The organism is Pseudomonas agronomica (assembly GCF_025917275.1).
Lineage (GTDB): Bacteria > Pseudomonadota > Gammaproteobacteria > Pseudomonadales > Pseudomonadaceae > Aquipseudomonas > Aquipseudomonas agronomica.
The window spans coordinates 1-12,583 of the sequence record NZ_JAOSHO010000003.1; the positions used below are offsets into that span (position 1 = coordinate 1).

The following is a 12,583-nucleotide window of genomic DNA, read 5'->3' on the forward strand; positions in this document are numbered from 1 at the left end:
TTACTGCGCGGCGCATCCATTCCCGGAATGTCCAAGAAGTGGCCCGGCTCGAAGCTGCCTGGACCAATAGTGTCGAAAGAGCCTTTGGACAATGGGTAGTTGGTTTGCTGATTGGTGTTGTAATCCACGCCCAAGGCCCAATCGCTGGCCAGGCCGAACAGTTGAGCCTGGTGAGTCAGCTCGATACGGTCACCGTTGACCTCCTGATCGTGCCGCTGGCGGTAACCGCCGGAGCGGGTGATGGCGCTGTTGTCGCTGTTGTAGCGGTAGACCTCAAGGTTGCGGTAATCACGCTGGCCGTCGTAATGGTAGAAGGTATTGCGCAACTGGGTGTTGTCGTCCAGATGGTAGTCGGTGATCGAGCGTATCCAGCGGGTGCGCTGCTCGTAGCGGCCGTCCTCGACGTTGTAGTTGTTGAAGCGGTTGTGCTTGTCGATCTGCAGCTGGCCGGTCAGCGGTTGCAGCACCGGCGCGCCCCAGTAGGGGCTGTCTTCCTTCTCCTCCAAGTATTCGATCGCCAACGTATGGGAGAGTCGGTCGTTGATGTCACTAAGCAGCGAGAAGGCCAGGTTGCCCGCACCGTTCTCCTGGCGATCGATGTAGCCGTTGCTGCTGGTGCGGCTGTAGTCGAGGCGTGCATAGTGGCGTGGGCCATCGCCGCTGTTGAGCGCTTTATTGAAGCCGACCGCGGTTTCCCAGGTGTCGTACCAACCGTAGCTCATCCGGCCTTCGAAGATGTCTTCCTCGCGGTTGGCAAGCTTGGTGATCACGTTCAGGCTTCCACCCACGGCACCGCTGCCGTTGAGGAACGAGGAGGGGCCGCCGAGCAATTCCACCCGGTCATAAATCCAGGCGCCGACCGGACGTGCTGCGCCGCCGTATTGCAGATTGATGCCGTTGAACAGCTGACTGATCTGGGCACCGTTGAAGCCACGGTACGACACATAGCCGCCCCAGCCGGGTGGCGCAGAAGCGTTAACCCCAGGCAGAGCGTTCGCCGCGTCTTGAAAGTTGCGTGCGCCGATACGTTCCATAGTCTTGCGATCGGCCACGCTTACCGAGGCGGGATTTTCCCGGGCGCTGAGATTCAGGCGCGAGCCGCTTTCGATGGGGGTATCCAGGTCCAGGCGGGTGGCCGGTTTCGGCTGGTCGGCCGAGGCGTTGATGTAGCTGGTGGGTAAGTTCAGGGCAGTGTCTTGCGCCCACGCGCAGGTGCTGCCCGCGAGCAGCGCGAAAGTAGTCAAGCGAAACATGAAGAGCTTCCTGGCTTAATTCGATGAGCACACACTCGCCGCGTGTCATGCAGCGGCAAGTGGTGATGATGTCAAGGCGAAGGAAGCAGGGCGGGGGAGGCGCGAGGATTAATCAGCGGCCAGCGCTGCCTGGGTAGGCAACGGGTCGGTTGTGCGGGCAAGGGCTTGGCTGGCTCGCCGGCAAGCCGGGCGAGCAGCCCGAAAAACGCCGCCAGCAGGATCGCACCGAACAGGCTGGCAATGACGCAATCGCCGACGACGGGCAGTGAAGGGGGGGGTACGTCCCGCAGGCTTTCGAATGCTGCCCCGCCGTCTGTAGAGCAAAACAGTCCGCCATTCAAACCGCTCAACTGCAAGCCGGCCATTTGTCCATGGCCTGTCGCGCACAGCAACGAACCGAACAGGACGCTGAAATACAGCACCCAGGCAATCATCGATTTTTCGCGGCTGGCCAGCTTCATCAGCAAAGCTCGTTGGGAAGGAACGGTTTTTCGGCGGGCGGATTCTACATTTTTTGATCCGTCAGTGGGCTTTTAAACAGTCCGACATGCAGGCAACCGCCTTGCTGTCCGGTCTGTCATCGATATAAAAACCGTCTTGATTCGGCATCCTTACATCCGCCAAGGTCGTCGCATCCACTGTCGCGTTGGCGTCCAGCAGCTTGTTCATGTGCAGGATGTAGCCGGTCACCGCATAGACTTGCTCGTTGGACAAAGACTGTGGCGCCTGGAAGGGCATGGCTCTGCGTATGTAGTCGAAAAGCGTCGTTGCATAAGGCCAATAGCTGCCGACTGTCTTGAGCGGTTTGTCAGTCGTCAGCGTTCCTTCGCCCCCCGCCAACGCAGGGCCGACGCCGCCTTCGAGCTTCACGCCATGACAGCTGACGCAACTACTCATGTAGACCTTTTCACCATCCGCCACCGTTGCGCGCCCTGGAGGCAAGGCCTTGCCGTCGGGTGCCACGTCGATGCTCCAGCTGGCGATCTGCGCTTCGGTAACCATGGTGCCCAAACCGTACTGGGATTGTGCCGAGGCGTGATTCAGCGCACAGGCGCACAGCAAACCGATGAGTAACGATCCACCTTTAAGCCCGTCCATTGGTCACCTCCCCATTGCTGGAAACACGCCACGGTTGCACCGAATTGTTGTGGTAGAAAGAGACCTTGCCACGTTCATCGATCAACTGTTCCAGCATCGGCTGAATATAGCCGGTCTCGTCGATGGCGCGGCTCATGATCATCAATTCCTGGCCGTTCCATTCGAAAGGCGCCCTGAAGGCAGTCAGCGCCTTGGTCAGAATGGGCTCCTGTAATTTGGCTTGCGTCCAGTTATTGCCGCCGTCGACGGAGACATCGACACGGGTGATTTTGCCGTGGCCGCTCCAGGCGATGCCACGCATCTCATGCAGGCCCTTGCGTGTCAGTTTCTGGGTGCCGGAAGGGTAGGTGACCAGCGATTTGCATTCCATGACAAAGGAAAATTTCCGAGCTTTGCCGTCGGCCATCAAGTCGGTGTATTTGGCAGTTTCTTCCCGGCTGTAGGCGGGCGCGTCGGTGACGTGCAGTCGGCGCAGCCATTTGATGTGGGTATTGCCCTCGTAGCCGGGGACAAACAGGCGCAGCGGGTAGCCCTGTTCCGGCCTTAGACGCTCGCCGTTCTGGCTGTAGACGACCATCACATCGTCCAGGCATTTCTCGATGGGAATGCTGCGTGTCATTGCCGCGCCGTCCGCACCTTCGGCAATGATCCACTTGGCTTGCGGTTTGAGCCCGGCTTCATCCAGCAGTGTCTTCAAGGTAACGCCAGTCCACTCAGCACAACTCACCAGGCCACTGACTTCGGCGGCGGTTTTGCCCCACGGAGGTAGAAACGATGGGTTGCCCGAACACTCCATGAAGTGCACGCGCGACACAGCGGGGAACTGGCGTATCTCGTCCACGGTAAAGATCAAGGCTGTTTCGGTGAGGCCGTGGATCACCAATCGATGTTGCGCCGGATCGATTTGTGGGACGCCCGCGTGATGACGCTCATAGAACAGGCCGTTCGGGGTAATGATGCCGTCCAGCTCCTGAAGTGGCGAGGTGCTGTAGGCGGACATCGTGTCCTTCAGGCCGGGATACAGATTCCTGACGGCTTTGGTTTCGAACGTTGAAGGTTTGCCATAAGGGCTTGCCGTCGGGGCGCCAAGACTGCGGGTCCATTGCGGAACTTCAAGGGGCTGGCTCGGATCAAGCGGGGCGATGTTGGTCGTCTCTGCGTTGACCAGGGCGCTATCACTCAGAGCAAAGGCGGCAGTGCCAATAACGGCCCCACTTTTTATCAGGAAATCCCTGCGAGCCAAAGATGCCTGAGACGTGTCTTGCTTGGTGGGGACCATGGATTTTTTTGTCATTGTTGTTCCCTCTGGTTCTTTGTCGGGATGGACCCAACGGCAAGTCTATAGACCGATCGGTCGGTCTGTAGGTAGCCTAGAACGAAAAACGCGCGTGGTCCAGTCGCAAGGACAACCATCGGTGATGGAGCGTGAATGAGGGGGCGAGGGCGGCGGCGCATTTGAGGCGCCGCTGATGGCAGTCAAGCCAGGGGTGGCTCAACCTTCAGTCCGGGCAGGAGGGTGTCGCAGAAAAACGTCGCGATGGATTCCGGGGAGCGCGGGCCTCCGGGCTTGATCCACAAATAGCTGTAGTGATGAATACCAAGGATAGCCTTCACGGCTAACGAGTCCGATGTGCGGAAGGTCCCCTCGCTCGCGCCAGTCTTGAGGATTTGGGACCAGAGCTTTTCATACTGGCGGTGCAGGTCGAGCAACTCGGTCTGGCGCTCGCCAATAACCGAATACACCTCCCGAAAACATACCGTCATTTCGGCCAGGTGAGTGACAATCGTGCGCATCACGATGGCAGAGAACTGGCGAAATTTATCTTCCGCAGGCAGATCGCTCTCGCATAAAGGCGTGCCTTCTGCGATGAGCACCCGCAGATACCGGCTGGTGATTTCGAACAGCAATTCGTCCTTGCTGCCGATGTGGTAATACAGCGCGCCGCGAGCCAGGCCAGTGGCTTTCTCCAACTCAGCCATGCCGGTCGCGTGAAACCCGCGCGTCGAAAACAACTGCGCGGCGATTTTCAGTATTCGCTCCTTGGTGCTTGTTTCAGCAGGTTCGGCAGCGACGACGGCGTTCTTTTTTCCCATGGGTCGATTCCAACCGGTTGAGCGCCAATCATACCCATGCGTGCGCGCTGAAGGATACAGACGGGAGAGGCTCATCCCTAGGTCGTAGGAAGATGTTGTATTGACCGATCGGTACAGAGGCGCTTAACGTATTTTTAAAGGCGCGGTGGCGTCGAGCGTTCTGAGAGCCTGCCTGGGCATTGGGATCGACCATGATAATAAGCAAACCCGTAACGAAGGCGCCCAGCTCGTCAGCATCGGCAAGACTGATAGCGATGATCTGTTTCGCCATGCTCGCCTTTGCGGCGAACTCACTGCTGTGCCGCCTGGCGCTTAAGCACACCGCCATCGATGCTGCGAGTTTCAGCGTTGTCCGGCTGTTCAGCGGGGCCTTGGCGCTATGGCTGATGTGTGCCTCGAGACGGTCGCCAACCATAGTCAAAGGCAGTTGGAAGGGCGCTGCAACCTTGTTCATCTATGTTTTTGCTTTTTCCTTCGCGTACCGTCATTTGGAGACCGGGACGGGGGCGCTGCTGTTGTTTGGCGCGGTTCAACTGAGCATGGTTCTGTACGGCATGTTCAAAGGCGAAAGGATGCACACGCGGGCAATCGTTGGGTTTGTATTGGCAATTGCTGGCTTGGTCAGCCTGCTGCTTCCAGGCGCAGCCGCCCCTGACCCCGTCAGCGCACTTACGATGTTGTTATCGGGAGTGGCATGGGGGATCTACTCGCTGCTTGGCAAAACTGTCGCCGATCCGCTGGCAACCACAGCCGGCAACTTCTTGCGCGCGATTCCCCTGGTCCTGATGGCAAGCTTGCCGTTTCTCTCAGAGCTGCGGTGGGATCCGCAGGGGATACTTTATGCGGTTCTTTCCGGCGCGCTTGCGTCAGGCGTCGGTTACGCGGTCTGGTACGTCGCGGTGCGTCATCTGGCAGCGTTTCAAGCCGCGACGGTGCAACTGAGCGTGCCCATCCTGGCTTCGCTGGCTGGCATTGTTTTTCTGGGGGAAAGCCTGAGCGTAAGGATGGCGTTGGCATCCGTCGCTGTGCTGGGCGGCGTTGCGTTGGTGTTGAGTAGCAAGCAGTACGGCTGATTGACACCGGATGAATGATTGTTCGTTTGGCTATGGCCCAGTTCATCATCGGTAATTTAGTGAACTTTTACCCTGCCAATTTATTCCACTGGTGCAGACGTTGTGCGGGGGCATGACGCGTGGAAGTTCGCCAAATCACATGGGTGACAGGGCCTTCAATGAAAGTTAACACGTCACAATCCAATAACTCTTTGCGTCGCGCTATCACAGGGCCGATGCTGTTCCTCTTCATACTTGGCGATGTGCTAGGCGCTGGCGTTTACGCTCTTGCGGGTACCATCGCCGGAGAAGTAGGCGGCGCGATCTGGGTGCCATTGTTGATCGCGCTATTGTTCGCAATGTTGACGGCAGGCTCGTATGCCGAACTGGTCTCGAAATATCCCCACGCGGGCGCAGCGTCGATGTTTGCCGAAAAGGCTTTTAAGTCTCCGTTGATATCTTTCCTGGTCGGTTTTTGCATGCTCGCCGCGGCGGTGACAAGCGCTGCCGGTCTCTCGCTAGCCTTCGCGGGGGACTATCTCGCGACGTTCATTGAAATACCACCCCACATTGCTGCTTTGATTTTCTTATTGGTCATTGCGCTTTTGAATGCGAGAGGGATCAAAGAATCCCTGGGGGCGAATATGATAATGACCTTGATCGAGCTCTCGGGGCTGATTCTGGTCATCGTTGCTGCGGGTAGCTTTTTCAGCTCTGGCGAAGCCGAACTCGCAAGGTCGCTTGAATTCAAGCCTGGGGTCAGCCCGGCGCTCGCCGTCCTGGGAGCTGCGTTACTCGCCTTCTACTCGTTCGTCGGTTTTGAAACTTCCGCTAACCTCGCGGAAGAAATCAAAGACGTTTGCAAGGTATACCCCCGCGCCTTGTTCGCGGCGCTGATCACTGCGGGTGTCATTTACATGGCCGTTGGGGTCGCCGCCTCGTCAGTATTGCCAACGGAGAAACTGCTCGCGACCTCGGCCCCGTTACTTGAAGTGGTTCGGGCTTCTGGGCTAAACATTTCGCCTCGTCTGTTCGCGTTTATCGCACTCATCGCAGTGGCCAACGGAGCCCTGCTAACCATGATCATGGCCAGTCGCCTCACCTATGGGATGGCAAATCTAGGACTGTTGCCAGACTTCCTGGCAAAGGTACTGCCGCAAAGGCGCACGCCATGGGCGGCCATTATCGCAACAACGCTCGTCGCAATCGCACTGACGCTTACGGGAACCTTGGCTACGTTGGCGCAAACCGTAGTTCTGCTTTTACTGTTCGTTTTCCTCAGCACCAACATAGCTGTGCTGGTGTTACGCAAGGACAAAGTCGCACAGGAGCATTATCAAATTCCTACCTGGGTACCCTTGCTGGCCATCGTGTCGTGTCTCGTATTGCTGAGTCAGCAAGATATGGGCACTTGGCTGCGAGGCGGGGCACTCATTTTGGTGGGTATGTTGTTGTATGTCTTTACTCGAATGACTGTCCCTGCCGTTGTAAAACCAAACTAGCCCGTGCTGTGCTTCCAGCTTCAGGCTCAAGGAAAAGCCTCTTGATTCGCCGCCATCAAGGCGTTCACCTCGCCGTATGTGCAGGCTTTCAAGGCATGGGTATCGAGTTGGCCATTGTGGAGGAGGTCCAACCGAATGCGCTGCCGTAGAAGGCTTTGCTACGGGCGATGTCGCCTACATTCAGCTCGATATTGTCGATTTGTCGGTCTTTGCCGCGAACGCTCGTGCTTGCCTCCCTGGCTGATGTCTAGGGGGCGAATGTAACGTAAGCGCGATGGTGAAAGTGCTTGCACAATTCGCGCATTGGGCCTGTTCAGGCACTTTAGATTGCCTGCGGATAGGGGTAGGGGGTATACCTATAATATGCAACGCATGGCAGAGGTATCCAATGGGTCATATCGCAGCAAACAAAGACGATCTTCTCAAACGGGTGAAACGTATCGCCGGACAGATCCAGGCCGTTGAGCGGGCCTTGGAATCGGATCTCGATTGCGCCAAGACACTTCATCTCGTGGCCGCCACCCGTGGCGCCATCAACGGTTTGATGGAAGAAATCATCGAAGACCACGCACGAGAGCACGTCGCGAACCCTGCTCTCAGCGAAGCAGCGCGCAACAAAGGCGTCGAAGAGCTGCTCGAAGCCATTCGCCGTTATTCCAAGTGAACGCATCCAGGTACACCCCCATGAGCAGCACACCCCCCACCTACACCCACCATCACATGTTCCTTGGCTCGGCACACGACGAAAACGCCAAGCGTACGCTTTGGGTCGTGGCACTGACCGTCGTGATGATGATTGGCGAAATCATCGCCGGCTATATCACCGGGTCGATGGCTTTATTGGCCGATGGTTTTCATATGGCAACCCATGCCGGCGCATTGGGCATCGCGGCCGCCGCCTACGCATATGCAAAACGCCACGCTTCCAGTCAGCGATACAGTTTCGGTACCGGGAAAGTTGGCGACTTGGGCGGGTTTGCCTCGGCGTTGATACTCGGCATGGTCTCCCTGGGGATTGGCGTTGAGTCTGTCATGCGTCTCTTGCAGCCAACAGACGTCCAGTTCGGCTCCGCGACGCTCATCGCGATTGTCGGTTTGATCGTCAACATTATCAGCGCACTGCTGCTGGGCCACGGACACAGTCATGAGCACGATCACGATGATCATGACCATCACCACCACGGGCACGACAACAATCTGAAATCGGCCTACTTCCATGTCATCGCAGACGCGCTGACGTCGGTGCTGGCCATCGCTGCGCTGCTCGCCGGCCGCTACCTCGGTTGGGTGTGGCTGGACCCGGTCATGGGCATTGTCGGCGCTATCGTCATCGCGCGTTGGGCATGGTCGTTGATGGGCGTCACCGCGGCTGTACTGCTGGACCAGACAGATGCCCACATTGCCGAGGAAATTCGCGAGCGGGTGGAGAAGAAGGGGGATGCCACCATTACGGACTTGCACGTATGGCAGATCGGACCGCAAGCCCATGCGGCCATTGTCAGCGTAATGGGTGACTACACTGTGGACGCCGATGGCATTCGTGAACGCCTCAAGCCGGTTCACGAAGTCAGCCATCTGACCGTCGAGTATCGCCGCGTCTGACCCAACGCTCCAGGTCGTTTCCGAGGCTTATGATGAAAACCACTGACAGGCCGGGCGGTGTTTCAACGACTGCGCCAATCCGCAAGGCTTCGACCGGCAATGCCTGGCGCACCATGCCAGGCGGTATCTGGGCACTGGGCTTTGTCTCGATGTTGATGGATATCTCCTCGGAGATGATCCATGCCTTATTGCCGCTCTACATGGTGACCGTACTGGGTACCTCCGTCCTGGCGGTGGGTCTCATCGAAGGAATCGCCGAGGCTACAGCCTCGATCACCAAGGTATTCTCGGGGGCACTGAGTGATCGATTGGGCAAGCGCAAACTGCTTGCGGCGCTGGGTTACGGATTGGGGGCGCTGTCGAAACCGATCTTTCCCCTGGCGGGCTCGCTGGACTGGCTGACCGGCGCCCGTTTTATCGATCGTATTGGCAAAGGGATTCGCGGTGCCCCACGCGATGCATTGATAGCCGACATCACCCCACCGGCGATAAGAGGGGCCGCGTTCGGCCTGCGCCAGACGCTGGATACCGTGGGTGCATTCCTGGGGCCGCTGCTTGCGATTGGCTTGATGTGGCTGACGGTGAACCACTTCCAGACTGTGTTTTGGGTGGCCGTCATCCCGGCCTTCCTCGCTGTTGCGGTGCTGCTTTTGTTTGTCCATGAGCCCGAACAGGTACCAGGAACGCAGCGGGTGCGCATGCCCTTGAGCCGACGGGAGTTGGCACGACTGGGCGCCGGCTATTGGTGGGTGGTGGGTGTTGCTGCGGTGTTCACCCTGGCACGCTTCAGCGAAGCCTTCCTGATCCTGCGAGGCCATGCTGTTGGACTGGCGCCGTTGTGGGCGCCTGCGGTTCTTGTCTTGATGTCCGTGGCGTACTCGCTGTCAGCCTATCCAGCAGGGGCACTGTCTGATCGTATCAACCGCCTGTCGGTGCTCGGCGTAGGGCTGGTCTTGCTGACCATTGCCGACCTGACGCTGGCATTTGTTCCGGGCATCGCTGGCCTGGCCGCCGGGGTGGTGCTATGGGGATTGCACATGGGGTTTACCCAAGGAATATTCGCTGCCCTGATCGCGGATTGCGCGCCGACTGAACTGCGTGGGACAGCATTCGGCATGTTCAATCTGTTGACGGGGTTGACCTTGCTGATGGCGAGCGTCACCGCAGGTGTTCTGTGGGATTCGGTGGGTTACCAGGCGACCTTCGTGATGGGAGCCGGCTTCGCCGTGCTGACTCTTCTGGGACTGTGGGTAATAAAGGTGAAAGTTCAGGTTCGGTAGCCATGCAGAGCCTAAGGCTTGCCTGACGGCGATTGTGTTGAAGAGGGCTGCCCGAAAGCCCCCGTGATCCTATCCATGAAGTTCAATACCAAGTCCACCGAATACCCGGCAATCAGCGCGATCCCGATCTGGGGTAAATTACTCAAGGCGTCCGTCTTCGAAGGGGTCAGCAACACCAGAGACGCGACGCCCAGGATCGGTCCGAGGGCCAATCGCGCGGACCCAAGCAGGCGCCGTGTCCTGGTGAACGTGAAGGTCTCCAATTGTGAACTGACGGAGCGCAACACAAACACGCAGCTACCCAGCAAACCGTACAACGCTGGCAAGAGCAGGCGATAGAGAATGTCGTATTGGTTTTGGGCCTGTTGGCGAGGACGGTATTCATCAACGGACTCGCCCAGGGACAATGTCGGACGCTCGGATGACTCCATAGGGGGGGGCATATCTTTCGCAGAAGATTTTGTCGTAATGGTCGGTTCATCAAAGAATGTAACCATCCAGAATGTCCTGGAGTAATTCAGCAAGTTGGCGGCAGAAGCGCGTGCCGACTGTATCGCGCGATTTTGTTCATAGGCTGCTACAAAGGCAGAATAGGCGGCGGTTTGTTTTGCCATGGTTTCGGTTATAAGGGGTAAGTGGGTGTTAGCGTCCATTGATTTTATAACCAGCGTCGCATTCTGACTCTCCACCCAGCGTTTCCATACGGTATCAACGGAGGCCTTGTTCTTCTCGACCAGGTCATCAAAACCTTGAATGCGAGAGGAGAGCTGCACCGCCTGAATTTGCGTGCACAATATTATCAGCAAGGTGGCCATCGACCCCCATGCGACATATTTGCTGGCCCGATTGGTAAACAAACCAATCGATGGACTCCCGGTAACCAGCCTTGTGTCTTGAAGGCTGGCGATGGTCACTGGCCGTACAGCGACGGCCAACTTCGACAGGGACGTCCAAAATGCCACTTCTTGGTCGACTTTCAATTCCCCCGTTTCGAGCGCCTGCTCTGCAGCAATGATTGCTTTCAAGTCGGCGTCGGCAATTGGGATTCCGGTTTGTGTAGCGAATGCCAACAGAAGCTTGGCTCGCTTGACCGAGTCTGCGAGATGATCGGTTTCAGGGAGCACAATGGGCATGTTCTGGGATCCCTCTGCAATGGAGCGAGATTATAGATCTGTTACATGGGCGTAACATGGGGGCCATTATTATGTCGCGAACAGGTGTCGCGCATCAAAGTTGAGAAATTTATTTTGAAGTGGTATGCGCTGATTAAGCTGGACGTTAGCAGTAGGCTATTTAAGTGTCCAGTTGCAGTTGTTGATCGGCTAAATAATTGTGGCGTTTTTTTGAGTTCTGCAATAACGCTATTTCAATTGCGTGCGTTATTTCTTTTTAAAAGCCAGCGCGATATAGCGGTGCCGCGGAAACTAAACTAGCGTGTAATGGCTGAACCGGAGAGCTTTAAGATTGGCTGGGGAGATTGGCGATGCGTCTGGTCACTGTGCTGATGCTGCTGTGTCTGGTGGGTTGCGCCAAGGATCTCACTCCCGGCCTGGTGGGTTGCGCCGAGGATCCTTCCCCAGGAAGCGACTGTCGTGAAGAACCCACCACCAACGAACACAATCTGAACGGGCCGAAGATCACCTACCTCGGCGTAGGCGGCTGGCTGCTCGACTGGCACGGCGAAGGTCTGTTACTCGCACCATCCTTCAGCAATCCGAGCATGCCGCCGATCTTCGTTCGCGCGAACGAGCAGCGTATCGCCGATTACCTGCCGGACGTGAAGAACGTCAAAATCATCCTGATTGGCCATGCGCATTATGACCACTTGCTTGATGTTCCATTGATCATGCAGCGCTACGCGCCTGACGCGATCGCCTACGGCAACAGAACGGCCGGCCACATCCTTGCCGTGCCGGAGTTGCACCTCAAGCACAGGTTCATCAACGTAGAGCAAAGGATGTATCGCGTGTACTGCACTACGCCCCAGTGCTACCAGGCCAATCCGGACCAGTGGACCAAGGTGGGCCGCGTGCGTTTCATGGCGATCCAGAGCCAGCATGCTCCCCACTTTGCAGGGGTGGATTTGCTCGAGGGCAGTTATTACGAAGACTTGAAGGCGCTGCCTGTGTATGTCCGCGACTGGAAAGAGGGCACCACCCTGGCGTTTCTGATTGACCTGCTCGATGACGCTGGCAGGCCTGCCTACCGTATTCATTACCAGGACTCTGCGAGCAATCCGCCATTCGGTTTCCCGCCCTTGATTGCGGATGGCAAGGATGTAGACGTGATGATCATGTGTGCAGCGTCGACTTCTCAGGTCTCGCAATATCCTGACGCACTGCTGCGCTATCTGCATCCGCGCAGGCTACTCATCGGGCATTGGGAAGATTTCTTCGGCAATGATCTGGGCAGGCCGCCGCGGCTGCTCAGAGCCCAGAAAGAACACCAGATGCTCACCCGTATCAGTACCGGATTCAAGGACACACGGATGGTCATGCCATTCCCGTTGAGCGAAGTCGCATTACGCGACGACGAGCCATGACCGAAGCACCGGATGGCGGGGAGGGAAATTCGAGCGGTGTCCCTTGTCGAGCGTCATCGGCCTTAACCACTGAGGATAGCAAGGAGGTGTTGTTCAATCTCAAGCCAGAAATCAGGAACTGAACCCGGTCCTCGATGCCCCTCTGCGCTTTCTTCGCAAT

The 12,583-nt window shown here is 57.3% G+C and carries 12 protein-coding genes and 1 pseudogene; 6 read left to right on the plus strand and 7 right to left on the minus strand.

What is annotated here, in order from left to right:
- The 5 genes from OC610_RS00535 to OC610_RS00555 all read right to left on the minus strand — a co-directional run.
- The coding region (locus OC610_RS00535; protein WP_264426024.1) for a TonB-dependent receptor at positions 1–1,253 on the minus strand (1,253 nt) is incomplete at its 3' end.
- 71 nt (positions 1,254–1,324) lie between these two features.
- On the minus strand, positions 1,325–1,714 hold the full coding sequence (locus tag OC610_RS00540; protein ID WP_264426026.1) for a DUF2946 family protein: 390 nt from the start codon (positions 1,712–1,714) through the stop codon (positions 1,325–1,327).
- Between the two features lie 61 nt (positions 1,715–1,775).
- Entirely contained in the window at positions 1,776–2,351 is a 576-nt protein-coding gene (locus tag OC610_RS00545; protein ID WP_264426027.1) for a c-type cytochrome, read from the minus strand.
- Positions 2,338–3,645 (minus strand): sulfite dehydrogenase, encoded by a 1,308-nt coding sequence (gene soxC, locus OC610_RS00550; protein ID WP_332880450.1) that lies wholly within the window; start codon positions 3,643–3,645, stop codon positions 2,338–2,340. The genes OC610_RS00545 and soxC overlap by 14 nt, the downstream gene beginning before the upstream one ends.
- A gap of 182 nt (positions 3,646–3,827) precedes the next feature.
- Positions 3,828–4,445: a TetR/AcrR family transcriptional regulator gene (locus OC610_RS00555; RefSeq protein WP_264426028.1), complete on the minus strand. Its 618-nt coding sequence runs from the start codon at positions 4,443–4,445 to the stop codon at positions 3,828–3,830.
- A gap of 191 nt (positions 4,446–4,636) precedes the next feature.
- Between OC610_RS00555 and OC610_RS00560 the strand changes: the two genes are divergently transcribed.
- On the plus strand, positions 4,637–5,518 hold the full coding sequence (locus tag OC610_RS00560) for a DMT family transporter (protein ID WP_264426029.1): 882 nt from the start codon (positions 4,637–4,639) through the stop codon (positions 5,516–5,518).
- A 158-nt stretch (positions 5,519–5,676) separates the two neighbouring features.
- Positions 5,677–6,999, plus strand: a complete 1,323-nt coding sequence (locus OC610_RS00565) for an APC family permease (protein WP_264426030.1) — start codon at positions 5,677–5,679, stop codon at positions 6,997–6,999.
- Positions 7,000–7,123: 124 nt separating this feature from the next.
- On the opposite strand, the pseudogene OC610_RS00570 reads toward OC610_RS00565, so the two are convergent.
- Positions 7,124–7,198: pseudogene (locus tag OC610_RS00570) on the minus strand (VOC family protein); the annotation flags it as partial.
- A 189-nt stretch (positions 7,199–7,387) separates the two neighbouring features.
- Here OC610_RS00570 and OC610_RS00575 point away from each other — a divergent pair.
- From OC610_RS00575 to OC610_RS00585, 3 genes are read left to right on the plus strand one after another with little or no spacing between them, the layout of a single operon-like run.
- Positions 7,388–7,663 carry a metal/formaldehyde-sensitive transcriptional repressor gene (locus OC610_RS00575; RefSeq protein ID WP_264426031.1) on the plus strand — a complete coding sequence of 92 codons (276 nt, stop codon included), beginning with the start codon at positions 7,388–7,390 and terminating at the stop codon, positions 7,661–7,663.
- A 20-nt stretch (positions 7,664–7,683) separates the two neighbouring features.
- Positions 7,684–8,601 carry a CDF family Co(II)/Ni(II) efflux transporter DmeF gene (gene dmeF / locus OC610_RS00580; protein ID WP_264426032.1) on the plus strand — a complete coding sequence of 306 codons (918 nt, stop codon included), beginning with the start codon at positions 7,684–7,686 and terminating at the stop codon, positions 8,599–8,601.
- Between the two features lie 32 nt (positions 8,602–8,633).
- Positions 8,634–9,881, plus strand: a complete 1,248-nt coding sequence (locus OC610_RS00585) for an MFS transporter (protein ID WP_408636509.1) — start codon at positions 8,634–8,636, stop codon at positions 9,879–9,881.
- Positions 9,882–9,892: 11 nt separating this feature from the next.
- Here OC610_RS00585 and OC610_RS00590 read toward each other — a convergent pair whose 3' ends face one another.
- On the minus strand, positions 9,893–11,014 hold the full coding sequence (locus OC610_RS00590; protein WP_264426033.1) for a hypothetical protein: 1,122 nt from the start codon (positions 11,012–11,014) through the stop codon (positions 9,893–9,895).
- A gap of 350 nt (positions 11,015–11,364) precedes the next feature.
- Here OC610_RS00590 and OC610_RS00595 point away from each other — a divergent pair, with 350 nt between their 5' ends.
- Complete coding sequence (locus tag OC610_RS00595; RefSeq protein WP_264426034.1) at positions 11,365–12,423, plus strand: MBL fold metallo-hydrolase; 1,059 nt, start codon at positions 11,365–11,367, stop codon at positions 12,421–12,423.
- Positions 12,424–12,583 lie beyond the last annotated feature (160 nt).

What these genes read in the sequence shown, in the direction of transcription:
- OC610_RS00540 (WP_264426026.1), bottom strand. Translation starts at nt 1,714, where the DNA reads ATGAAGCTGGCCAGCCGCGAAAAATCGATGATTGCCTGGGTGCTGTAT.
- OC610_RS00545 (WP_264426027.1), bottom strand. Translation starts at nt 2,351, where the DNA reads ATGGACGGGCTTAAAGGTGGATCGTTACTCATCGGTTTGCTGTGCGCC.
- soxC (WP_332880450.1), bottom strand. Translation starts at nt 3,645, where the DNA reads ATGACAAAAAAATCCATGGTCCCCACCAAGCAAGACACGTCTCAGGCA.
- OC610_RS00555 (WP_264426028.1), bottom strand. Translation starts at nt 4,445, where the DNA reads ATGGGAAAAAAGAACGCCGTCGTCGCTGCCGAACCTGCTGAAACAAGC.
- OC610_RS00560 (WP_264426029.1), top strand. Translation starts at nt 4,637, where the DNA reads ATGATAATAAGCAAACCCGTAACGAAGGCGCCCAGCTCGTCAGCATCG.
- OC610_RS00565 (WP_264426030.1), top strand. Translation starts at nt 5,677, where the DNA reads ATGAAAGTTAACACGTCACAATCCAATAACTCTTTGCGTCGCGCTATC.
- OC610_RS00575 (WP_264426031.1), top strand. Translation starts at nt 7,388, where the DNA reads ATGGGTCATATCGCAGCAAACAAAGACGATCTTCTCAAACGGGTGAAA.
- dmeF (WP_264426032.1), top strand. Translation starts at nt 7,684, where the DNA reads ATGAGCAGCACACCCCCCACCTACACCCACCATCACATGTTCCTTGGC.
- OC610_RS00585 (WP_408636509.1), top strand. Translation starts at nt 8,634, where the DNA reads ATGAAAACCACTGACAGGCCGGGCGGTGTTTCAACGACTGCGCCAATC.
- OC610_RS00590 (WP_264426033.1), bottom strand. Translation starts at nt 11,014, where the DNA reads ATGCCCATTGTGCTCCCTGAAACCGATCATCTCGCAGACTCGGTCAAG.
- OC610_RS00595 (WP_264426034.1), top strand. Translation starts at nt 11,365, where the DNA reads ATGCGTCTGGTCACTGTGCTGATGCTGCTGTGTCTGGTGGGTTGCGCC.